Here is a 22,639-nt window from a genome sequence, read left to right on the forward strand (position 1 = left end):
GCGCGATCAGCCGCCGCCCCGGGTTCCCGAGCCGTGCTTATTTCTCCAGCACATAAAGGCCAGGCGCATCGGCGATCGGCGGATGCGCCGCGCTGCCCAGCGAGGGCGGCGCTTCCCGCGCCCCCGAGCGCGCCGCCAGCCATCCGGTCCAGTCGGTCCACCAGCTGCCGTCATGCCGGGTGGCGGTTCGGCGCCATTCCTCGGCCGTGGCCGGGGCGGGCGCGGCATCGTTGGTCCAGTAATTGCCCTTGCCGCCAGGGGGATTGATGATCCCGGCGATATGCCCGCTTGACGCCAGGACATAGCGCACCTTGCCGCCCGCCAGCCGGGTGACGCGCCAGGCGGATTCCCAGGGAACGATGTGGTCCTTCTCCGCCCCCACCGCGTAAAGGTCCAGCGTGATGCGGCGGAGGTCGAGCGGCTCGCCCTTCAGCCTTATCTTGCCGGGGACGATCAGGTTGTTCTCGGAATAAGTGTTGCGCAGGTACCAGCTATGGGCGGCGCGGGCCATGCGCGTGCCATCGCTGTTCCAGTACAGCAGGTCGAAGGCCGGGGGCTTCTCGCCCAGGAGGTAGTTGTTGACCACATTGGACCAGATCAGGTCGGTGGGCCGCAGCAGGTTGAACATGTTGGACATTTCGCGGCTGTCGAGATAGCCGCGCTGCATCATCTGCTGCTCGATCAGGTCGAGCGCCGGCTCGTCCATGAACACGGCCGTGTCCCCGACGCGCTCGAAATCCTGCATCGACACCATGAAGGTGGCGGCGCCGAAGCGCCTGTCGCCCCGGGCCGAAAGCCAGGCCAGCGTCATCGCCAGCAGCGTGCCGCCGATGCAGTAGCCCATGACGTTCAGCGTGTCGCTGCCGGTGATCTCCCGCGCCACCTCGCTCGCCGCCAGGGGCCCCAGATCCATGTAATCCTCGAAGCTGGTATCCTCCATCGCGGCATCGGGGTTCTTCCACGACACCATGAAGACGGTGAAGCCCTGCGCCACCAGGTGCTGCACCATGCTGTTCTTCGGCTGCAGGTCGAGGATGTAGTACTTGTTGATCCAGGGCGGCAGGATCAGCAGCGGCACCTTGTGCGCCGTTTCGGTGGATGGCGCGTACTGGATCAGCTCCATCAGCTTGTTGCGATGGACGACCTTGCCGGGGGACAGCGCCAGGTTCCGCCCCGGCGCGAAGGCGGTCGCGTCCACCATGCTGAGGCGGCCCGCCTTGAGGTCCGCCATCAGGTTGCGCGCCCCCGCCGCCAGGCTGGCGCCCCCCGTTTCCATGGCGCGGCGCAGCGCCGCCGGGTTGCTGGCCAGCAGCAGGGTCGGGCTCATCGCCTCGACGAACTGGCGCAGATGGAAGGCGAGCCGGCGCTGCTCGGCCTCATCCAGTCCGCTGGCCACCGAATCGCCCTGGCGCAGCAGCCAGTCCGAGGCCAGCAGGTAGCCCTCCTTCAAGGTGCGGTAGGCGGGGTTCGTCTGCCATTCCGGGGCCGAGAAGCGCTTGTCGGTCCGTTCCGCCGGGGGGTTGGGCCCGTTGCCCCACCAGCGCTTCCCGGCATCGTTCCATGCCTCCAGCGCGGCGCGCCAAAGGCCCGCGTTGAACTCCGTGGCCGCCATCATGGCCGTGCCGGGGCGGGCCAGCGAGCGCAGCCAGACGAGGCGCAAGGCCCGCGCGACTTCCGCCCAGTCCACCGGCACCACGTCGCGCAGCGGATTGGCGTTCCACATCTGGTCCATGGCACGCAGCAAGGGGTCCTTGGACAACTGGCCGCTGAGTTGCCTGGCGCCCATGGCCAGGAGTGAGCCGGTGAACTCGTCGGGTGCCTTCCACCAATCGGTGCCCGGGCGGGTGCCGGACTGGCCCATGGCCGATACGCTCTCAAGCCAGGCGGACCAGATGCCCAGCATGGCATCCGGCGCGGCCAGCGGCGGGGCGCCTGATGAAGGCCGGCTCCCCTCCGGCCCCGCATGGTGCCCCGCCCCTGATGGCGCTGCCCCTGTTGCCGCTGGCCCTGTTGCCGCTGGCCCTGGTGCTGGCCTTGGCCCGGTCCTGGATTCCGGTTTGGTCATGGTGTTCCCTCCCTCATGGGATGCGCTGCTTCCGGCCGGTTTCCGCCCATGGCGCCTGGACGCGGACATCACGCCGAACCAGGCACCCTTCTGGAACGCATCGGAGGCCGGATCGTGTTGCCGGGCAGGCCGCCAGGATGATGGCGAAAGCCAGGGGCCCGAGGGTGCCTCGCCCGATCCGCCAGGAACGCCGCAACACGTCCCGTCGCCGGATCAACCCGGGCGATGGCCGCCGGCCCGGCAGGCGCGGAACGCGGCATTCTTTTTTCCGGCACGACGCAACCATTCCCGCATGGCAGGATGGCGGGGCGGGCCCGCGACGCCCGCCCGGAACAAGAAATCCGGAACAAGAAACAGGGAGACGGCGAATGCGCCGCCTGATGCTGCTGCCCCTGCTGCTTTCAGGCTGCATGGCCCCGCCACCGGCGCCCGAGGCCGAAAACTGGCGTCCCCCGCCAGCCTCGGAAGCGGCGGCGCGGGATCGCGCGGCCGAGCTGGAATGCATCCGGCGCGGGGAAATGGCGGAACGGCAGCAGCCCTGGCTGGGCGCCAACAACCCGCGGGCCGCCGTGATCGGTGCCCGTGTGCGCAATTCCTGCCTGGATTCCTATCGCCGGGGAGAGGGCTTCGGCGGGCGCGGCTTCCAACCCTATTAGAAGCATGCCGCGCCGCGGCGGAGGCGGGCCAGGACGCCTCGAACGGGGGACTTCCCTTCATAGTCGGATGGACATGTCCGCGATGCGGCCCGATTGGATCGCCACCGGCGTTCCGATGGGTATAAGGGGCCGACATGCCATCCTTCCGGCCAGAGCCATCCCGCAAGGCTTGCGCTGGCCGGGCCATCAGCACCGACGAACAGCGGCCCGCCGGAGAAGCCTGGCCATCGCGCCAAGCCTGTCCGGCGGATGCCGGGAAAAGCCGAAAGACGTGGAGTTGCCCTGAACATGAGCCTTGATGCACCGCCGGGGGAAAGCCCCGCCCCGCACTCCGGAACGATGGATGGCGACAACGTCAGCCCGCAGGCCTGGAAGGCGCTCTGGGGCTCGGCCCTGGGCTATGCCATGGATGGCTTCGACCTGCTGATCCTGGGCTTCATGCTCCGCGCCATTTCGGCCGATCTGGGGCTGTCCCAGGCACAGGCCGCATCCCTGGTCACCGCCACGCTGGTGGGCGCGGTGATCGGCGGCATCGGCTTCGGCATGCTGTCCGACCGGCTGGGCCGGGTGCGGGTGCTGACCTGGACCATCGTGCTGTTCGCGGTGTTCACCGGCCTTTGCGCCCTGGCCCAGGGCTATTGGGACCTGCTGATCTACCGCACCATCGCCGGCATCGGCCTGGGCGGGGAGTTCGGCATCGGCATGGCGCTGGTGGCCGAGGCCTGGCCCGCCTCCAAGCGGGCCCGCGCTTCCTCCTATGTCGGGCTCGGCTGGCAGCTTGGCGTGCTGGGCGCGGCGTTGCTGACGCCGCTGCTGCTGCCCTTCGTCGGCTGGCGCGGGATGTTTGCCATCGGGCTTTTCCCGGCCGTTGTCGCCTATTTCATCCGCCAGCGCCTGCATGAGCCGGAGGTCTTCGTGCGGCGGACGGCGCGGGCGCCCAAGGCTTCCCCGCTCCGCCTGCTGGTGAGCGACCGGGAAACGACGCGCAACAGCCTCGGCCTGGTGATCCTCTGCTCGGTGCAGAATTTCGGCTATTATGGCGTGATGATCTGGCTGCCGAACTACCTGGCCACGCGGTTCGGCTTCGGCCTGACCCAGTCGGCGACCTGGACGGCGGTGACCATCCTCGGCATGGCCATCGGCATCTTCGCCTTTGGCCACATCGCCGACCGCGTCGGGCGCAAGCCGGCCTTCTTCGGCTACATGCTGGGCGCCGCCGTGATGGTGGTGGTTTATTCCCGGCTGACCGATCCCGCCGCCCTGCTCGTCGGCGGCGCCGTGATGGGCTTCTTCGTCAACGGCATGCTGGGCGGCTATGGCGCGCTGATGAGCGAGCTTTACCCCACCGCCGCGCGGGCCACGGCACAGAACGTGCTGTTCAACATCGGCCGCGCCGTCGGCGGCTTCGGGCCGGTCGTGGTCGGTGCCGTCGCGATGAGCCTGGGCTTCGACACCGCCATCGCCCTGCTCGCCCTGCTTTACTTGCTGGACATCCTCGTCATGTGGCTCCTCATCCCCGAGCGCCGGGGCAGCGAGCTGTCATGACGCCCAGGCCGGCGCACCCCTCCCGCCTGCATCGCCGCAGCGGCGCGGGCGGACCGGGGCGCGAATGGGCCGGCGCTTCCTTCGGGGAGCCGGCGCCATGAGCGAGGGGCTCGCGGAACGCCTCTTCGGGCAATTGCGGGAGGCGGGCTTCGACGGCGTCGGCATCACCCGCGAATGCTACGCCGAGGGCGAAACGCGGGCGCTGGACATCGTGGAGGCCGAGGCACGGCGCCTGGGGCTGGAAACGATGCGCGATGCCGGCGCCAATCTCTGGGCCACCCTGCCGGGGCAGGAACCGGGCCTGCCCGCCATCGCCTGCGGCTCGCATCTCGATTCGGTTCCGCAGGGCGGGAATTTCGACGGGGCGGCGGGCGTGCTGGCGGGCCTGCTGGCCCTGTCCCGGCTGCGGGAGGCAGGCTTCCGGCCACGCCGCTCCATCCGCCTGCTGGCGCTGCGGGGGGAGGAAAGCGCCTTCTACGGCCAGGCCTATCTCGGCTCCTCCGCCCTGTTCGGACGGCTGAAGGCGGAGGATCTGGCGGCCACCAACGTCGCCAGCGGCCGCACGCTGCGCCAGGCCATGGCCTCCGTCGGCGTCGATGTGGCGCGGGTGGAGCGGGGCGAGGCGCTGATCGACCCCGCCTCCCTCGCCTGCTGGCTGGAACTGCATATCGAGCAGGGGCCGGTGCTGCTGGCCCGCGACATGCCGGCGGCCGTGGTCACCGGCATCCGCGGCAATGTCCGCCACCGCGCGGTGGAATGCCTGGGCGAGGCCGGCCATTCCGGCGCCGTGCCGCGCTGGCTGCGGCGCGACACCGTGTTCGCGGTGGCCGAGCTGATCACCCGGCTGGACCGCCATTGGCGCACATTGCTGGAGCGCGGGCGGGACCTGGTCGTGACCTCGGGCATCATCGGCACCGATCCGGCCGAGCACGCCCTGGCGCGGATCCCTGGGCGGATGACCTTTTCCCTCGACATACGCTCCCAGAGCCCGGAAACGCTGGAAGCCTTCTACGACCTTTTCCTGTCCGAATGCGCCGGCATCGCCCAGGAGCGCGGCGTGCGCTTCATCCCCGGCCGGCGGGTGGAGGCGGCGCCGGCCCGGATGGATGCGGGGCTGATCGAGATCCTGCGGAAGCATCTGCAGGCCATGGGCCAGCAGGACGAGCCGATCCCCAGCGGGGCCGGCCATGACGCCGCGGTGTTCGCCAATGCCGGCGTGCCGAGCGGCATGATCTTTGTGCGGAACGCCCATGGCTCCCACAATCCGAAGGAGGCCATGGCCATGGACGATTTCCATGTCGGCGCCGAGTTGCTGCGCCGCGCCCTGCAGGAGCTGGCGGCATGAGCCTCGACGACCACGCCGCCATTGCCGGGCAGAGCACGGCCCGGCTTCTGCTGGAAGCGGGCGCCATCCGGGTCAGCGCGGCGCAGCCCTTCTTCCTGGCGGCCGGATGGGCCAGCCCGGTTTACGTCGATTGCCGCCTGCTGATCGGCGAGCCGCGCTGGCGGCGCAAGGTGACGGACCTCGCCGTCGCCGCGCTGCGCCGCTCCCCCTCCACCCAGTTCAGCATCGTGGCCGGGGCCGAGACGGCGGGCATCCCCTGGGCGGGCTTCATCGCCGACAGGCTCGGCCTGCCGCTGCGCTACGTTCGCAAGCGGCCGCTCGGCATCGGCCGCAACGCCCAGGTCGAGGGTGGCGAGGTGGAAGGCCACAACGTCCTGCTCGTCGATGACCTGATCACGGATGGCGGCAGCAAGGCGTCCTTCGCCCAGGGGCTGCGGCAGGCGGGGGGCGTGGTGACGGACGCCTTCACCATCTTCCACCACGCGGTGTTCCCGGGCAGCCAGGAGCGGCTGGCGGCCCTGGGCCTGCGGCTGCACAGCCTGGCCGGCTGGCGGGACCTGCTGCGGATGGAGCCGATGGAAGGCCTCGACAAGGCGCAGCGCCGGGTCCTGGAGCTTTTCCTGTCCGATCCCGTGAGCTGGTCGGAACGGCATGGCGGCCGGGGGGCGGGCTGAGTCCGGCACGCCGCCGCCCCAGCCGGGGGCAGCTCACCCATCCCTGCGACGCAGTTGCTGCTCGCGCAGGAAGATGAAAAGGCCCGCGCCAATGATGATGACGGCCCCGGCCATGGTGAGTGGCCCGATCACCTCGTCGAAGAACAGGTAGCCGAAGATCATGCCCCACAGGATCAGCGTGTACTGATAGGGCACGACCACGGAAGCCGGCGCGATCCGCAGGGAATGGTTCACGCAAAGATTGCCGCAAAGCGAGCCGATGCCGAGGAACAGCATCAGCAGGAGGTCCAGCGCCCCCGGCGGCGTCCAGCCCTGGAACAACACCAGCGTGCCGCCGAAAAGCAGGGCGGCCAGAAGCTGCGCCGTCATCAGCACCGTCCCGGAGGTGCCGGCCAGCCTGCGCGTGGCGATCATGAAGCAGGCATAGCTGAAGCTGCCCGCGAGGGCGCAGGCCGCGCCCAGCGACAGGGAACCGGGCGAGGGATGCAGCGCCAGGACCACGCCGGCGAAGCCCACCGCCACCGCCGTCCAGCGGCGCCAGCCCACCCGTTCCCCGAGCAGAAAGGGGGACAGCGCGGTCACGTAGATCGGCGCGGCCATGTAGTAGGTCATGACTTCCGCCAGCGGCAGTTCCACCAGGGCCCAGAAGAAAAGCGAGGTCTCGAGCGTCGAGAAGATGATGCGCAGGAATTGCAGGTCCCGGCGCGGTGCCTGCAGAAAGGCGTAAGGGCCGGCGCGCCGGATGAACGGCGCCATGACGCAAAGCCCGGAAATGCTGCGCACCAGCAGCAACTGGCCCACCGTATAGGCGCCAACCAGCCATTTTCCGAGCGTGTCGTTGACGGCGAAAAGCAGCACACCCAGCAACATCATGGCGATGCCGCCGCTGGTGCCTGCCGGCAGGGCCCACAGGCGCAGGAATGCGGACACGAGACTATTCCACCCTTCGCGGCCCTTCTTGCCCGGAATGGAGGGAGCCGCCCCGCAGCACTAGCCAGATGGCAGTGCGCTGCAAAGCCCAGGCCGGCGCGGGTCAGCCCCGATCCTCCCGCCTTTAGGGGCGAGCCATGGGGCTGGCGCCTGCCGGACCCTTGCTCAGGGCTGTTCCCGCGGGTCGCGGGCAGGGCGCGGGCCGCCGGGGCGGGTGGCAATGAAAACGCCGGAGCCAAGGAGGCAAAGCGTCACCCCGGCCAGCACCAGGGAATTGTTCAACAGAAAGACCAGGGACACCCAGCTCGCCAGCAGGAGCAGCAGGGCACGGATCTTGGCGGCACGCGAAATCTCGCCCCGTTCCTGCCAGGCGCGCAGGGGCGGGCCGAGGCGGCGGCTCCGCAGCAATCGCTCCGCCAGGGCGGGCGAGGCGCGGGTGAAGGCCCAGAAGGCCAGCAGCAGAAAAGGCGTGGTCGGCAGCAATGGCAGCACGACGCCAAGCGCGGCCACCCCCAGGCTGACATAGCCGATGGCCAGCAGCACCAGTCTCATGCCCCCGCCATTGCCCGCTTCCCTCTCCATCCCCCTGCCCGCCCCCATGATCGGTCAGCCATGTTCCGCACCCGCCACAAGGCGGAGGCGGGCCGGCCCATGCGTTCCGGGAACCGGCAGGACGGCGGTCATGAACAGCGCCGCCGCCGGGAATGCCGGCGGCGGGCGGCCGGGGCAATCCATCCGCCGATCGCCCCGCAGTTCGGGGAAGATCCGTTGCCCATTCCAGCCTCCGATCCTGATGGGGTGGCCGGCGGAACCGGCGCGGGGTTCCAGCCCATCTGCTCCGTCATGCCGCCTGCCCCGCCACCGGACGGCACGGGCATCCGGCCGGCCTGATGAAGGGCCGTTCCTGAAAAGACCATGCGGGCCGCCGGAGTTGCGGCCATGATCGCGCCGCCGCCGGGCTAATGCCGCCCCTGGTTCAGGACCCGGCTGAGATGTTGCGCCAAGCCATCTTCCCGCCAGCACCGGCCACGCCAGCCCAGATGGCCATCCGGCCGCACCAGGAAGCTGCGCGCCGTGCCGCCATAGGCCCCGGCGAAGCGGCCCTCCGCATCATGCAGCACGGCGAGGCCGGGATGCTCGCCGGCACCGGCCAGGGCCGTCACCGCCGCCACGCGGAGGCGCGGGCCGAAGCGGGCCTGAGCGTCCAGCGCGAAGGCGGACAAGCCGGGGAATGACGCGGCGGCATCCGCATCGGGGCAATATGCCAGCAGCACATGCGCGGTGCCGCGCAGGATGTCGTGCAGCCGCAGCGGAAATCCCAGGCCCGCCTGGCGCAGCCCCGCCGCATCGGGCGCACGGTCTCCCGCCACGGGGCCTTCCCAGCCTTCGCCGGGCATGTCCCGCACCCAGTCGCCGCCGCGATAGGAGACAAGGAGCTGCGTGTCCTCCAGCGGGTGCGGGCGCCTTGTTTCCCGGCCGAAATTCTCCGTGGCCGCACGCGTGCGGGCGACCACCTCCTCCCCGACCGGGCGACGTTCCGCTTCATAGCTGTCCAGCAGGGCTTCCGGCGCCGCGCCATCCAGCACCAGGGCGAGCTTCCATGCCAGGTTGTACGCATCCTGGATGCCGGTGTTCATCCCCTGCCCGCCGGTTGGCGGATGGATATGCGCGGCGTCGCCGGCGATGAAGACGCGGCCTTCCCGGTAGCGCGCGGCGAGGCGCATGCTGATGCGGAACACCGAGGACCAGCGCAGGTCGGAAAGCCGCGCGGGTTCCGTGAGCAGGTCGTCGGCGCCCTGCTGGAGGTCATCTAGCGCGGGGCCCGGCATCTCGGCCTGCAATCCGTGCGCGGTGCCGCGCGGAAGAACGAGCCGCGGCGGCGCCACCATGGTCACGCGATAGCGTCCCCGCTCCGGCAGCGGCACGGCGACAAAAAGGTCGGGAGGCGCGTCGTCGTTCAGGCGCAGCGCCCGCATGGACATTCCGCGGGGAAGGTTCCAATCGATATGGACGTCGCCCAGCATGAAGGTCATCGGCATCGCCTCGCCTTCAAACGGAATGCCCGTCAGGTGGCGAACGGCGCTGTGGGCGCCGTCGCATCCGATCACGTAGCGGAAGGGGGTTTCCTCCGCCGTGCCGTCCGGGCGGTCCAGCCGCGCCGTGACGCTCCCTGCCTCCTGCCGCAGCGCCACCAGGCTGGTGCCGCGCTCCACGGCGATGCCGGCCCGGCCGAGATGGCGCGTCAGCACGCGTTCCGTCACATTCTGCGGCAGGCCGAGATTGCCATAGGGAATCGAGGCGGTGTCGCGGGTGACGTCGAAGGCGGGGCGGCCCTGGATCGCCACGCGCTGGCCGGTGATCCACAAGCCGGCTTCCAGCATTTCGCGCGCGATGCCCATGTCATCCCAGACTTCCAGGGTGCGGGGCGTCACGCCGATCGCGCGGCAATAGGGGGATGGCGCCGCCAGCCGGTCGATGATCCGGCACCGCGCGCCGTGCCGGGCCAGCTCGCTCGCGAGCGTCAGGCCGACCGGGCCCGCACCGACGACCAGTATCTCCGCCATGTTCTCCCTCCCCGCCTTCGATGCAGTTTTGCAACGACGGTAAGGGGATCAGGACGTGCTGTCACTCGCCGCCACGCTTTCGTCCCGCCCGGTGGTGCCGAGCCATGCAAGCGGCCGCGGCGGAGGAATCGCGGCCCTTCTAGCCGCCTTCGCCCGAGAAGCCGTCGGTGAGCGCGGCCAGCCGTTGCAGCGCCGCCGGCGGCAGCGGACCCTTCAGCACGGCCCCCAGCGCCCCTTCGAATTCCTCCACGCTGGCCATGCCAACCAGGATCGTTCCCATGGCCGGATGGCTCATGGCGAACCGGATGGCCGCTTCCGGCAGGGAGTCCGCGAAGCCTTCGGCCACCAATGGCATCAGCCGCCTCGCCCGGCGGAGATCGGCCTCGTAGGAATCTCCCGATCCCATGGGGGCCGGCGCCGGACTGGCCACCGGATGGCGATGCCCGGAGCCGCTCAGGGCGCCCCCCGCCAGGACGCGGATGCCGACCGCACCCATGCGCGCCGCCCGCATGCGCTCCAGCAGCCTTCCGTAATCCTGCGCCGGATAGTTCGCGGGCAGCGCCGCGCCGGCCGAGGGGTTCAGCATGTTGTAGATGACCTGGGCGCCGCCAAAGAAGCCGGCATCGATGACCTGATGCAGCGCCGCGGTTTCGCCGACGGCGGTGAAGGCCGGCAGCCGCAGCTTGCCGGCGGCCCGCAACGCCTGGAAGGCGGGCACCACCTCCTCCAGCACCTGGCGCAGGCTGAGGTTCTCCCCGCCGCCATCCAGGGTGACCTCGTTGTGGAGGTAGAAGATCTCGACCTGTTCCCGCTGCAGCCGCTTCAGGCTGCCATCGAGGGAAGCGGCGATCGCGGCCGCGATGTTGCCGAACTCGTCCGAGCGCAGGCGGACCTTGGTGCCGACCATGGCCTGTGCCGGCCTGAGCTTGCGCAGGACGTTGCCCAGATTCCGCTCGGAAGCGCCGTCGCCATATTGCACGGCGGTGTCGAAATAGGTGATGCCGGCTTCCAGGGCGCGGGCGATCGCGCGTTCCTGGTCCGCCGCCGCGCCGCGCACCATCAGGCCGCCGACGCCCCCGCATCCGAAGCCAAGGGAAGAAACCGGCAGGTCGTCCGGACCGAAGGGACGTGTCTCGATGGGCATTGCTTGCTCCCGGTGGGCCTAAAGGGCAGCCATGTGCGGACCATAGTGCGGCCATGAAGCCGGGCGCACCAGAGGGAGAGCCAAAGGGAGAACCCGAGGGAGAGCAGGCGAGGCGCAGGCCGGAAGCTGCCGGATGCCAAAGGTTGCCAGAACCCCGCGGGCAGGCGCGCGCGTGCCTAGATCAACCCACCCCGGCGCAAGGACGCCATCAGCAATTCGCCATGATCGAGGATGTCGCGCCGGACATGGCGCACGGCGGCGGCGGCATCGTTCTTTTCCAGGGCCTCCAGGACACCGCTATGGGGATGCGGGCCCGGCAGGGATGGAAAGGGCGGCACATAAAGAAAGCTCAGATAGGCCGCCGTCTGCACCCAAAGGTTTTCGATCATGGCGACCAGATGAGGCATCCCCGAAGCGGCGTAGAGCGTGAAGTGGAAGTCAAGATTGCCGCGCAGGACGCCCTCGCGGTCCTCGGCCCGCCGTGCCGCCGCCAGGCCCTCATGGATCGCCGCCAGCCTGCGCCGCGCCGCGGCATCCACCCCCGGCACGGCCCGCCGGGTGGCGAGGCATTCGAGTTCCAGGCGGATGTCGCGCAGCTCGGTGAGTTGCGCTTCCGTCAGCACCGGCACCGACAGGGAGCGGCCCGGACTGACCGTCAGCACCTTCTCGGAAGCCAGTTGCAGCAGGGCTTCCCGGACCGGCGTCTGGCTGACGCCAAGCTCCTCGGTCAGGGAGCGCAGCGTGATGGTTTCGCCCGGGCGCAGGCGGCCCGTCATCAGCTCGGTCTTGACCGAGCGATAGATGCGGGAGGCGATGTTCTCGCGGGGCACCTGCCCGAGCAGCATCGGCATGATTGGCAGCCCCTGGAAAACCGCGACGCGCCGCCTTCCGGCAGCGAGGACGAGGTTATCACCCCTGCGCCGCTTTCGTCAGCCGCTCTTTACATTTTATAAAATCTGCGCACCCTCCTGGCCAACATCAGGAGGGACAATCCTTGAACGCCACCTTGTCACCGCTCTCCGCCCCCGGGCTGCAGCATCGCCAGACCGTGGCGCACAGCATCGCCCAGGGCCTGCTGCGCCATGGCGTGACCGAGGTCTTCGGGCAAAGCCTTCCGAGCATGCTGCACCTGGCCTGCGAGGAGGCGGGCATCCGCCAGGTCGCCTACCGGACGGAGAATGCGGGCGGCTACATGGCGGATGGCTTTGCCCGGATCAGCGGCCGACCAGGGGTGGTCACCGCCCAGAACGGCCCGGCCGCCACCCTGCTGGTGCCGCCGCTGGCCGAGGCGCTGAAGGTTTCGGTGCCGCTGATCGCGCTGGTGCAGGACGTGGCCCGGAACCAGACCGACCGGAACGCCTTCCAGGAATTCGACCACCTCGCCCTGTTCGCGCCCTGCACCAAATGGGTCCGCCGGGTGACCGAGGCTTCCCGCATCGAGGATTACCTCGACCAGGCCTTCGCCATCGCCTGCTCCGGCCGGCCCGGCCCTGTGGCCCTGCTGCTGCCGGCCGACCTGCTGACGGAAGCCGGCCCGGCTTCCAGCCGGCGCGCCAATCTGGGCCATTTCCCGCTGGACCGGCCGACCGCCAATGCCGAGACAGTGGCCGAGGTGGCGGAGGCCATCGCCGCCGCCCGCTGCCCGCTGGTGATCGCCGGGGGCGGCGTGCACATCTCCGGCGCCGCGCGGGAGCTGGCCGAGCTGCAGGAGGTGGCCCACCTGCCGGTCGGCACCACCGTCATGGGCAAGGGCGCGGTCAGCGAGGACCATCCGTTGTCGCTCGGCGTGGTGGGTTCCTCGATGGGCCCCAATGCCAGCAGCCGGCACCAGCGGGCGCTGATCCGGGAAGCCGACCTCGTGCTGCTGGTCGGCAACCGCACCAACCAGAACGGCACGGATTCCTGGCAGCTTTATCCGCCGGACGCCCGCTACATCCACATCGACGTGGACGGCGCCGAGATCGGCCGGAACTACGAGGCCACCCGGCTGCTGGGCGATGCCCGGGAAACCCTGCGCGCCCTGGTGCAGGCTTTCCAGAACCGTGACCTGTCTGCCCGCCGCGCCGCGCGGGGGCCGCTGGAAGCGCGCATCGGCGAGGCCCGCCGGCGCTCCTGGCAGGATTCCGAGGCGGTGCGCGTCTCCGACGCCGCGCCGATCCGCCCCGAGCGCCTGATGGCCGAGCTGGAGCGGGTGATGACGGCGGACAGCATCGTCGTGGCGGATGCCAGCTATTCCTCGATCTGGATCACCAACTACCTCAAGGCCCGCGTGGCCGGGCAGCGCTTCCTGACGCCGCGCGGCCTGGCCGGGCTGGGCTGGGGCTTCCCCATGGCACTGGGCGCCAAGGTGGCGCGGCCGGAGGCCACGGTCTTCTGCGTCGCCGGCGATGGTGGCTTCGGCCATGTCTGGTCGGAGCTGGAAACGGCGCGGCGGATGGGCATCAAGGTTGTCCTGCTGCTCATCAACAACGGCATCCTGGGCTTCCAGAAGCATGCGGAGAACGTGAAGTTCGGCGCGCACACCTCGGCCGTGCATTTCCATCCCGTCGATCACGCCGCCATCGCCCGCGCCGCGGGATGCGTGGGGCTGCGGGTCGAGGCGCCGGGGGATCTGGCGGACGCCCTGCGCGCCGCGATGGCGGCCGACACCACGGCGCTGGTCGAGGTGATCTGCGACCAGAACGCCTATCCGCCCATCACCTTCTACACGCCGGGGGCGGAGGCATGAGCCGGGTCGCGCTCGTCACCGGCGCCTCGCGCGGCATCGGGCACGCCACGGCGCGCGAGATGCTGCGCCGGGGCCACCGCGTCGTCGCCATCGACCGCGCGCCGATCGATGCCGCCACGCTGCTGGGAACATCCGCGCCCGAGGCGCTGATGACGGAACAGCTCGACGTCACCGACATGGCGGGCATCCAGGCGCTGCGGAGCGAGATCGAGCGGCGCTGGGGGGCGGTGGGCATCCTGGTCAACAATGCCGGCGTGTCGCCCAAGAAGCCCGATGGCGCCTCGGCCGGGATCCTGGAGATCGATCCGGAGGAATGGGAGTTCGTGCTCCGGGTCAACCTCACCGCCGTGCTGCGCATGTGCCAGGCCTTCCTGCCCGGCATGCGGGAGATGGGCTGGGGCCGGATCGTCAACATCTCCTCCCTGGCCGGCCGCTCGAAATCACTGGTGGCGGGCGGCAGCTACATGGCGTCCAAGGCCGGCCTGCTCGGGCTGACCCGCGCCATCGCGGCCGAGATGGGCCCGTCCGGCATCACCGCCAACGCCGTGGCGCCCGGCCGCATCCTGACCGAGATGGCGAGCCAAGCCGGCCCCGAGGTGAACCGGCGATATGCCGAGCAGATCCCGGTGCGCCGCCTTGGCACCACCGACGAGGTGGCGTCCGCCATCCTCTACCTCGCGAGCGAGGAAGCAGGCTTCGTCAATGGCGCGGTGCTCGACGTCAATGGCGGCTTCTACATGCCCTGAGACGCGGCTCCGGTCCGGACCGCATGAAATGAATGGGAGTGAAACAATGAACAAGACACTGATCGGGCGCCGCGTGGCGCTGGCCGCATCCCTGGCGCTGGTGGGCGGAAGCGCATGGGCCGCCTGGCCGGAGCGCGAGGTCCAGATGGTGGTGAACTACGGCGCGGGCGGCAACACCGACGTGGCCAGCCGCGAGCTGGCGCGCGCCATGGCGGCGGAGCTCGGCAAGCCGGTGGTGGTGACGAACCGGCCCGGCGCTCTGGGTACGCTGGCCCCGGCCTGGCTGACCTCCCAGCAGCCCGATGGCTACACGCTGGGCGTGGTCACCTATTCGGCCGTGGCCATCACGCCATTGCTGATGAAGGTGCCCTACAAGACGGACGACTTCACCTATGTCGGCGCCTTCGGCCGCTATCGCTACGGTGTCGTGGTCAAGGCGTCCTCGCCCTACAGGACGCTCCAGGACCTGGTTGAGGCGGGCAAGCGAAAGCCGGTCTTCTTTGGCGCGCCCTCGGCGCCGAACAATCTGGCGATGTTCGACCTGGCGCGGGTTTCGGGCGCCAAGTTCGAGCAGGTGTCCTACAAATCCGGCAATGACACGGTGGTGGCTCTGCTCAGCGGCCAGGTGGAGGTCATCGTCCAGAACCCCTCCGACGTGATGGCGCAGATCGAAGCCGGCGAGCTGCGCATCCTGGCATCGGCCAGCCCGGTGCGCTGGCCGGAATTCCCCGATGTTCCGACCATGAAGGAAGCCGGCTACGACGTGGAGATCGATTCCTGGCTGGGCCTCGCTGTGCCCAAGGGAACGCCGCAGGACGTCGTCGCCCGGCTGGAGGGCGCCATGATCGCCGCTTCCAGGAATCCGGCCATGGTGCAGGCCTTCAAGCGCATCGGCGTCGATCCCGCCGGCATCCCGGGCGCGCAATACCGGGACATGGCGCTCACCGGCTATGAACGGACCAAGGCGTCGGTCGAGGCGTCGCCGATCCCGTCCATCGCCCAGTAACGCCGCGGCGACACCATCCTTGCGCGGCGGTCAGGCGGCCGGAGGAAAACCCCTCCGGCCGCCCACGCCGCTCAAGGGGCAGCCAAGGGCGGCGCGCGTCATCAAAGGCCCGCGCGCCAACCGCCGGAGCTTCAGTTGCCGTAGAGCCGCCCCGGATTGCGGACCAGAACCTGCTCGCGCTCGCCAGGATCGGTGATCCAGGCGAGAAGCAGGTTGAGCAGGCGCCCGTCATTGGGCATCCGCTCCTCCGGGATCTGGGGGTGCGGCCAGTCGCTGCCCCAGACCACGCGATCGGGCGCCGCGCGCTGCACCGCCTGGTAGAGCGGCACGGCATCCGGATAATCCGGCCCCTGGAGCGAGACGCGGTAGGGCGCCGACAGCTTCGCCCAGGCGCCATGGTCGCGCACCAGCCGGAGAAACGCCTGGAAGCCGGGCGTCTCCATGCCATCCGCCGCCGGGGCCTCGCCAAGATGGTCCAGCACCACGGGAAGCTGCGTCGCCAGCCTGGCGAGGCGCTCCTCCTCATCCGGCAGCACGCGCGCATCCGCCCAGAACTGCGCATGCCAACCGAGTTCGCGCAGGGTCGGCAGCAAGGCGTCCACCGCGTCCCAGCCCACGCCCCGGCGGTAGTTCGGCCGGTGCCCGGGGTGGAACAGGTGGAAGCGCAGGCCGCGCACGCCCAGCCGGTGCCATTCACGCAGCACATCCGGCGTGGTTCCGGCCGGCATGATGGCGACGCCCCGCAGCCGCTCCGGCGCTTCCCGCAGCGCGGCCAGCATGGCCCCGTTGTCCAGCCCATGCGCATTCGCCTGGACCACCACGCCATGCCGCAGCCCCAGCGCGTCGAGGTGGCGCAGGAAATGCGCGGGTGGCGCATCCGGCGGCGTGTAGCCGCGCCCCTCGGCATAGGGAAAGCGGTCCGAGGGGCCGAAGATATGGGCGTGGCAATCCCAGCCGCCGGTGGGCGGCGGCGGGGAAACCGGCTCCGGATGCGGGTCGGGGCCGGGTGTGGGTATGGTCATGGGAGGCCTCAGTCGATGCGGATGTTGCCCTGCTTGACGACGCGGTGCCACTTGTCCCATTCGGCCCGCAGGAAGCTGTTGAAATCCGCCGGGGTGTTGGCGCGCGTGCCGACATTGAGCTGCGCCAGGCGGTTGGCGATGGCCGGGTCCCGGATGGCGGCGTTCATCGCCGTGTTCAGCCGCTCAACCACGATGTCCGGCGTTCCGGTGGGAACAAACACGCCGTTCCATTCATAGGCTTCCGTGCCCGGCAGGGTTTCCGCCATGGACGGCACATCGGGCAGCGAGGCGAGGCGCCCGGTGCCGGTGTGGCAAAGCGCACGGACCGATCCGCCCCGCACATGCCCTGTCGCCCCGGAGCCATTGGCGAAGCCGTAATGGATCTGGCCGCCGATCACGTCATTCGTCAGCGGGCCGCCGCCGCGATAGGGCACATGGTTGACCGTGATGCCCGCCGCCTGCCGGAACAGTTCCAGGGCCATGTGCTGCGCCGAACCATTCCCCGAGGAGCCGATATTGACGCTGCCCGGCGATTCCTTCGCCAGGGCGATGAGGTCGGCCACGCTTCGCGCCGGGGCGGAAGGCGTGGCGATCAGCAGGTTCGGCACCACCGCGGCCAGGAAGACCGGCCGCAGGTCGCGCCACAGGTCGAAGGGCATGTCGGAATGCAAGGCCGGATTGATGGTCTGCGGCGTCGAATCATAGAGCACGGTGTAGCCATCCGGCTCCGATCGCGCGGCCGCGGCGGCGCCGATCGCGCCCGCGGCACCCGGCCGGTTCTCGATCACGAAGGAAGCCCGCAGGGTTTCCGAAAGATGGGTGAACAGGATGCGGCCCACCGTGTCGGCGCCACCCCCTGGCGGCCAGGGCACCACGACGCGAACCGTGCGCCGGGGCCAATCGCCACTGCCCGACTGCGCCAGGGCGCCTGTGGAACCCAGGATCGCCGGAGCGGCCAGCAAGGCGCGACGGCTGATCGCCATACCTGTTTCCAGGGACTGCGTCATGGGAAATTTCCCCCTCGATTTATTGCTTCGCTTGAGGCGCAAGATGATCCTAGCCAGCCGGAATGTCGATGCGCCGGCGCCCATCATTCCGCGCCGCGCACAATCGCGGCCACCTGTCGCCCGCGCATCCCGCCGCCTTGTGATGGCGCGCCAGGACCGGCCATGTCCAGCCGCCCCTCCCTCCGGCAGCGGGGATGCCGGGCAGGAAGCCTGTCTTTCCGCGGACCTTTCCGCGGCTGGTGCGCCGGGCCGCGGCCCGGAGGCCGCGGTCCGGCGCATGGCGCCTCAGCGGAAGGGAATGGCGTACATCATGCCGCCCTGGGACCAGAGCGCGTTGCGGCCACGGGACAGCTTCAGGGCGCTGCCGCCGCCCACATTGCGCTCGAACACCTCGCCGTAATTGCCGACGGCCTTGATGGCGTTCAGCATCCAGCGGTTGTCGAGGCCGATGCGGCTGCCGAAATCGCCCGACGTGCCCAGCAGCCTTTGCGCCACGGGGCTGCCGCCCTTGGCCTGCTCCTCGGCATTGGCCTGCGTCACGCCGGCCTCCTCGGCTTCCACCAGGCCGTGATGCACCCAGGCGACGATGGTGGACCATTGGCCGTCACCATTGCGGGTGAAGGGGCCGAGCGGCTCCTTCGAGATGGTCTCGGGCAGCACCATGTAGTCCGCCGGGTTGGGCGCGACGCTGATGGCGCCGGCCAGGGCGGAGGCGTCCTGCGTCATGGCGTCGCAGCGGCCGGAGAAGAAGGCCTGGTACATGGTGTCCGGGCGCTCGAACACCACCGGCTCCAGGGTGATCCTGTTGGCGCGGGCGTAGTCGCCCAGCGTGGATTCATGCGTCGTGCCCTGCGCCACGCAAACCGTGGCGCCGTCCAGCTCGGCCACCTTGGCGACGCCGGCCTCGCGCTTCGCCGCGAAGCCCTGGCCATCATAGAAGTTCACCGGCCCGGCATGCAGGCCGATGGTGGCATCGCGCAGAAAGGTCTGGGTGGAGTTGCGCAGCAGCACGTCCACCTCGCCCGATTGGAGCGCGGTGAAACGGTTCTGCGCAGTCAGGCCCACGAAGCGCACCTTGGCCGCGTCGCCCAGCACGGCGGCGGCGATGGCGCGGCAGTAATCGGCATCGATGCCGCGGTAATTGCCCTGGCTGTCCGGTGTGGAAAAGCCGGCGAAGCCGGTGCTGACGCCGCAGGCCAGGGTGCCGCGCTGCTTCACGGTGTCCAGCGTCGCGGCCTGGATGGTGGCGGTGGCGGCCAGCAGCAGGCCGCCGGCAAGCATCAGAACTTTCATGTTGAACCTTCAACCAATGGGAAGTGACGGCACTGCGCCCTGGCGGATGCCCGGAGGAAATGTGAAAGAACCAGGCCGGTGCCGGGCGGCCCTGGCCTCAGCCGGCGAGGGCGGCGTCCACCGCCTCGCCCAGCCGCTCGACGATGAGCCCGATCTCGGCGGCGGAAACGATGTAGGGCGGCGCGAGCAGGACGTGGTCCCCCCGCACGCCATCCACCGAGCCGCCGCCAGGATAGCAGGCCAGGCCGCGTGCCAGGGCTTCTTTCTTCACCCGCGCATTCAGTTGCCGCGCGGGATCGAAGGGCGCGCGGCTGGCGCGGTCCGCCACCAGCTCGATGGCGCGGAACAGGCCGCGGCCGCGGATGTCGCCGACATGGGCGTGGTTGCCGAAGCGTTCCTGCAGCCTGGCGTCCAGCAGCGTGCCCATGGCCATGACGTTGTCCAGCAGCCCGTCCTCGCGGATCACCCGCTGCACTTCCAGCGCGGCGGCGCAGGCGATGGGATGCGCGAGATAGGTGTGCCCGTGCTGGAAGGCGCCCGAGCCCTGCTCGACGGCATCCGCCACGCGGCCCGACAGCAGCACGGCGCCGATGGCCTGGTAGCCGCCGCCCAGCCCCTTGGCGACCGCCTGGATATCGGGCGCGATGCCTTCCTGTTCCCAGGCGTGCCGCGTGCCGGTGCGGCCCATGCCGGACATCACCTCGTCCAGGATCAGCAGCGCGCCATGGCGGTCGCAGATCTCGCGCACCGCGCGGAAATAGCCTTCCGGCGCCGGCACGCAGCCGGCCGTGGCGCCCACCACCGTTTCCGCCACGAAGGCCGCGACGTTCTGCGGGCCGAGGCGCTGGAACTCCGCCTCCAGCTCGGCGGCAAGGCGGGTGGTGAAGGCCGCCTCGTCCTCGCCCTCCCCCTGCCCGCGATAGGCGAAGGCGGGCGAGACATGGCTGAAGGCATCCGACAGCAGTGGCGCGTAGGGCGCGCGGCGCGCGGCGTTGCCGCCGGCCGCCAGCGCGCCCAGCGTGTTGCCATGATAGCTCTGCCGGCGGGCGATGAAGCGGCCGCGCTGCGGCTGGCCGATCTCCAGGAAGTATTGCCGCGCCAGCTTCAGCGCCGCCTCCACCGCTTCCGACCCGCCGGACACGAAATAGGCCTGCGTCAGCCCGCCCGGCTCGTGCCCCACCAGCTCCTCCGCCAGGGCCTCGGCGGGCTCGTTGGAAAAGAAGCCGGTATGGGCGTAGCAGAGCCGGTCGGCCTGCCGGTGGATGGCGGCGACGATGCGCGGGTGCTGGTGGCCCAGGCAGGACACGGCGGCGCCGCCGGAAGCATCCAGGATTTCCCGCCCCCCCTGCTCCACCAGCCAGACACCATGCCCGCCCACCGCCACCGGCGGCGTAGCGCGGGAGGAGCGGTGCAGCACGCGCGAGCGGCGCGGCGCCGTGGGAAGATCGTTCATGGCGTGAGGTCCTGGTCGGGCATGTAGGCGGAAAGGGCGGCGAGCCGTGCCTCGGTTTCCCGCAGGCGGGCCAGCGCCGCTTCCCCACCCAGGGAAAAGGCGGTGGCCGCGAGGGCCTGGGCGATGGACAGCGCGCCGGTGAGGCTCGGGAAAAAGCCCGGCGTGCCTTCGGCCTCGAAAAGCAGCAGGTGATGGGCACCGGCCGCCATGCGGGCATCGGCGCGGTCGGCCAGCGCCAGGATGGTGCAGCCGGCGGCATGGGCCATCCGGGCGGCCACGGCGATGGAGCGCGAATAAGGCACGAAGCCGATCAGCACCACCGCGTCCCCCCCGCGGAAATCCCCCAGGTCGAGGTCCTCCGGCCCGGCGCCGCCCACCAGCCGCACGCTGTCGGGGCGGAACAGGCGCAGCTGGTAATGCAGCAGCTGCGCCACCGCGCGGCAGGACCGGAACCCCGCCACCCAGATGCGTGGCGCCTCGTGCAGCGCCGTGGCGGCGGCCAGGATGGGCGTGGGGTCGAGCTGCGCCAGGGCCCCCAGGTCGCTGCCCAGCATCTCGGCCGGAAGCTCGCCGGCCGGGGCCGCGGCGCCGGGCGGGCGGGCCGCCGCCTGGCGCAGCCGGCCGGAAAAGGGCGTTTCCGGGCCGCTGCGGCGGGCTTCGATCAGCGTGTCCCGCAGCGGTTCCCAGCCGGCATAGCCGAGGGCCTGGGCCAGCCGCGTAAAGGTGGCCGGGTTGGTGCCGGCGGCCTGCGCCAGCTCGCGCATGGAGCGTGTGGCGGCGTCGTAGTCATGCCGGACGACATAGCGCGCCGCTTCCCGCAGCCGCGGCGGCAGGCCGGGCATCGCCCGGCGCAGGGCGGCAAGAGGCGTCTCGTCATCCATGGCGGCAGCGTCGCACCGCGCCCCGCCATCATGCAACACATATATCCTTTTTGCCCTCAAGGATTAGATCATGATACAAATGTTCCATGACCGGAAGCCTGCCCCGGATCGCCCTGATCCACGCCCTGCGCCATTCGCCGCCCCCGGTGGAGGAGGCGTTTTCCCGCCTTTGGCCCGAAGCGCGCCTGATGAACCTCCTGGATGACAGCCTGTCGGCCGATCTGATGCGGGAAGGCGAGCTGACGGACAGGATGACCGGGCGCTTTCTCGATCTGGCGCGCTACGCGGTGGGAACCGGGGCAGACGGAATCCTGTTCACCTGCTCCGCCTTCGGCCCCTGCATCGATGCCTGCCGCGAGGCGCTGGCGCCGCTTCCCGTGCTGAAGCCCAACGAGGCGATGATCGAGGAAGCCGTGGCCGCTGGCGGCACGATCGGGCTGCTGGCCAGCTTCGCGCCCACCCTGCGCTCCATGCCGCCCGAGTTCCCCGCCGGCACCAGGCTGCATCCGCGACTGGCCGAAGGCGCGCTGGAGGCGCTGAATGCCGGCGACGTCGCGGCCCATAACCGGCTCGCGGCGCAGGCCGCCGCTGGCCTGGAGGGCTGCGACATCATTGCCCTGGCGCAGTTCAGCCTCGCCTCGGCGGCGCCGGCCATCGTGGCGGCGACCGGGAAGCCGGTGCTGACGACACCCGACAGCGCGGTTCGGAAGATGCGGCGGCTTCTCGGCGCATAGGCCGGGCCGGGCGCCGCCGCGATCGCGCCCCAGCCCCAACTTCCTCATTTCCCTGGCTTTTTAAGCCCCCTGGCTTCTTCAGCCGGGGCCCTTGAGGAAGGGATTGGACCGCCGCTCCTCGCCAAAGGTCGAGCCGGGGCCGTGGCCGCACAGGAACTGGATCGCGTCGCCCAGCGGCAGCAGCTTGTTCCTGATGGCCGCGATCAGCGCCGCATGGTCGCCATAAGGAAAGTCGGTTCGCCCCACCGAGCCGCGGAAGACCACGTCCCCCACCAGCGCGACCCCCAGGGCCGTGGAAACAAAGGCCACATGGCCGGGCGTGTGGCCGGGGCAATGCAGCACCGCGAAGTCCTGGCCGGCGATGGAGACCGTGTCGCCCTCGGCCAGCCAGCGGTCGGGGGTCACGTTCTCCAGCCCCTCGATGCCGAAGCGCGCGCCCTGATCGACGAGGCCTTCGAGCAGAAAGGCGTCCCGGCGGTCCGGCCCCTCGACCGGCACGACGCTGCCTTGCCGCGCCTCCAGCTCGCGCTTCAACGCGGCGGCGCCCCCGGCATGGTCCAGATGGCCATGGGTGAGAAGGATGCGGTCCACCTCGAAACCCGCCTCGTCCAGCGCCGCCAGGATGCGCGGCACGTCACCGCCCGGGTCGATCACGGTGCCGCGCCGGGTTTCGGCATCCCAGACCAGGGCGCAATTCTGCTGGAAGGGCGTGACGGGGATCTGGGCGGCTTGGAGCTTCGGCATGGACCCTGCCTGCCATGCCGGGACGGGAAGGGTCAACGGCCGCCTCCCCTCCCCGCCGCCTGACGGGACCGCGAGCCGGCGGCCGACATGCGCCCAGCCAGG

The 22,639-nt window shown here is 70.3% G+C and carries 20 protein-coding genes; 8 read left to right on the forward strand and 12 right to left on the reverse strand.

Features of this window, described 5'->3' with window-relative positions; genetic code table 11:
• Positions 1–37: 37 nt before the first annotated feature.
• Positions 38–1,903: a PHA/PHB synthase family protein gene (locus F0Q34_RS10065; protein WP_174242025.1), complete on the reverse strand. Its 1,866-nt coding sequence runs from the start codon at positions 1,901–1,903 to the stop codon at positions 38–40.
• Between the two features lie 530 nt (positions 1,904–2,433).
• On the opposite strand from F0Q34_RS10065, the gene F0Q34_RS10070 reads away from it, so the two are divergent.
• The 4 genes from F0Q34_RS10070 to F0Q34_RS10085 all read left to right on the forward strand — a co-directional run bounded on the left by F0Q34_RS10070 (position 2,434) and on the right by F0Q34_RS10085 (position 6,285).
• The gene (locus F0Q34_RS10070; RefSeq protein ID WP_149812069.1) at positions 2,434–2,721 is read left to right on the forward strand and encodes a hypothetical protein; all 288 of its coding nucleotides are present in this window, start codon (positions 2,434–2,436) and stop codon (positions 2,719–2,721) included.
• A gap of 288 nt (positions 2,722–3,009) precedes the next feature.
• Entirely contained in the window at positions 3,010–4,266 is a 1,257-nt protein-coding gene (locus F0Q34_RS10075; protein ID WP_149812070.1) for an MFS transporter, read from the forward strand.
• A 97-nt stretch (positions 4,267–4,363) separates the two neighbouring features.
• Positions 4,364–5,611, forward strand: coding sequence for a Zn-dependent hydrolase (locus tag F0Q34_RS10080; RefSeq protein ID WP_149812071.1), 1,248 nt, complete (start codon positions 4,364–4,366; stop codon positions 5,609–5,611).
• Positions 5,608–6,285, forward strand: coding sequence for an orotate phosphoribosyltransferase (locus F0Q34_RS10085; RefSeq protein WP_149812072.1), 678 nt, complete (start codon positions 5,608–5,610; stop codon positions 6,283–6,285). The genes F0Q34_RS10080 and F0Q34_RS10085 overlap by 4 nt, the downstream gene beginning before the upstream one ends.
• A 33-nt stretch (positions 6,286–6,318) precedes the next feature.
• On the opposite strand, the gene F0Q34_RS10090 is transcribed toward F0Q34_RS10085, so the two are convergent.
• From F0Q34_RS10090 to F0Q34_RS10110, 5 genes are all read right to left on the reverse strand, one after another.
• Positions 6,319–7,215 carry a DMT family transporter gene (locus F0Q34_RS10090; RefSeq protein ID WP_241665424.1) on the reverse strand — a complete coding sequence of 299 codons (897 nt, stop codon included), beginning with the start codon at positions 7,213–7,215 and terminating at the stop codon, positions 6,319–6,321.
• A 165-nt stretch (positions 7,216–7,380) separates the two neighbouring features.
• Entirely contained in the window at positions 7,381–7,767 is a 387-nt protein-coding gene (locus F0Q34_RS10095) for a YbaN family protein (protein ID WP_149812073.1), read from the reverse strand.
• 407 nt (positions 7,768–8,174) lie between these two features.
• Positions 8,175–9,779 (reverse strand): FAD-dependent monooxygenase, encoded by a 1,605-nt coding sequence (locus tag F0Q34_RS10100; RefSeq protein ID WP_149812074.1) that lies wholly within the window; start codon positions 9,777–9,779, stop codon positions 8,175–8,177.
• A 139-nt stretch (positions 9,780–9,918) separates the two neighbouring features.
• The gene (locus F0Q34_RS10105; protein WP_149812075.1) at positions 9,919–10,923 is read right to left on the reverse strand and encodes an aldo/keto reductase; all 1,005 of its coding nucleotides are present in this window, start codon (positions 10,921–10,923) and stop codon (positions 9,919–9,921) included.
• A 176-nt stretch (positions 10,924–11,099) separates the two neighbouring features.
• Positions 11,100–11,774 carry a GntR family transcriptional regulator gene (locus F0Q34_RS10110; RefSeq protein ID WP_149812076.1) on the reverse strand — a complete coding sequence of 225 codons (675 nt, stop codon included), beginning with the start codon at positions 11,772–11,774 and terminating at the stop codon, positions 11,100–11,102.
• Positions 11,775–11,917: 143 nt separating this feature from the next.
• Between F0Q34_RS10110 and F0Q34_RS10115 the strand changes: the two genes are divergently transcribed.
• Genes F0Q34_RS10115 through F0Q34_RS10125 form a run of 3 tightly spaced genes read left to right on the forward strand, consistent with a single transcriptional unit; the run spans position 11,918 to position 15,403 of the window.
• A complete protein-coding gene (locus F0Q34_RS10115) occupies positions 11,918–13,651 on the forward strand; it encodes an acetolactate synthase catalytic subunit (RefSeq protein ID WP_149812077.1) in 1,734 nt (577 codons plus the stop codon).
• The gene (locus F0Q34_RS10120) at positions 13,648–14,397 is read left to right on the forward strand and encodes a 3-oxoacyl-ACP reductase (RefSeq protein ID WP_149812078.1); all 750 of its coding nucleotides are present in this window, start codon (positions 13,648–13,650) and stop codon (positions 14,395–14,397) included. Before F0Q34_RS10115 ends, F0Q34_RS10120 begins: the two co-directional genes overlap by 4 nt.
• A 46-nt stretch (positions 14,398–14,443) precedes the next feature.
• Positions 14,444–15,403: a Bug family tripartite tricarboxylate transporter substrate binding protein gene (locus tag F0Q34_RS10125; RefSeq protein ID WP_149812079.1), complete on the forward strand. Its 960-nt coding sequence runs from the start codon at positions 14,444–14,446 to the stop codon at positions 15,401–15,403.
• Positions 15,404–15,534: 131 nt separating this feature from the next.
• On the opposite strand, the gene F0Q34_RS10130 is transcribed toward F0Q34_RS10125, so the two are convergent.
• The 5 genes from F0Q34_RS10130 to F0Q34_RS10150 form a co-directional block, all read right to left on the reverse strand.
• Positions 15,535–16,425 (reverse strand): amidohydrolase family protein, encoded by an 891-nt coding sequence (locus F0Q34_RS10130; protein WP_161600823.1) that lies wholly within the window; start codon positions 16,423–16,425, stop codon positions 15,535–15,537.
• A gap of 8 nt (positions 16,426–16,433) precedes the next feature.
• Positions 16,434–17,432, reverse strand: a complete 999-nt coding sequence (locus F0Q34_RS10135; RefSeq protein ID WP_161600824.1) for a Bug family tripartite tricarboxylate transporter substrate binding protein — start codon at positions 17,430–17,432, stop codon at positions 16,434–16,436.
• A gap of 285 nt (positions 17,433–17,717) precedes the next feature.
• Entirely contained in the window at positions 17,718–18,725 is a 1,008-nt protein-coding gene (locus tag F0Q34_RS10140) for an amino acid ABC transporter substrate-binding protein (RefSeq protein ID WP_149812082.1), read from the reverse strand.
• Positions 18,726–18,822: 97 nt separating this feature from the next.
• Positions 18,823–20,178 (reverse strand): aspartate aminotransferase family protein, encoded by a 1,356-nt coding sequence (locus F0Q34_RS10145; RefSeq protein WP_149812083.1) that lies wholly within the window; start codon positions 20,176–20,178, stop codon positions 18,823–18,825.
• Complete coding sequence (locus F0Q34_RS10150) at positions 20,175–21,098, reverse strand: MurR/RpiR family transcriptional regulator (RefSeq protein ID WP_241665425.1); 924 nt, start codon at positions 21,096–21,098, stop codon at positions 20,175–20,177. Before F0Q34_RS10150 ends, F0Q34_RS10145 begins: the two co-directional genes overlap by 4 nt.
• Before the next feature lie 47 nt (positions 21,099–21,145).
• Here F0Q34_RS10150 and F0Q34_RS10155 point away from each other — a divergent pair, with 47 nt between their 5' ends.
• Entirely contained in the window at positions 21,146–21,793 is a 648-nt protein-coding gene (locus F0Q34_RS10155) for an arylsulfatase (protein WP_149812084.1), read from the forward strand.
• Between the two features lie 78 nt (positions 21,794–21,871).
• Here the strand turns inward: F0Q34_RS10155 and F0Q34_RS10160 are convergent, their stop codons facing one another.
• A complete protein-coding gene (locus tag F0Q34_RS10160) occupies positions 21,872–22,537 on the reverse strand; it encodes an MBL fold metallo-hydrolase (protein WP_149812085.1) in 666 nt (221 codons plus the stop codon).
• Between the last annotated feature and the right edge of the window lie 102 nt (positions 22,538–22,639).

It is taken from the genome of Teichococcus oryzae (assembly GCF_008386565.1).
GTDB classification, from domain to species: Bacteria; Pseudomonadota; Alphaproteobacteria; order Acetobacterales; family Acetobacteraceae; genus Pseudoroseomonas; species Pseudoroseomonas oryzae.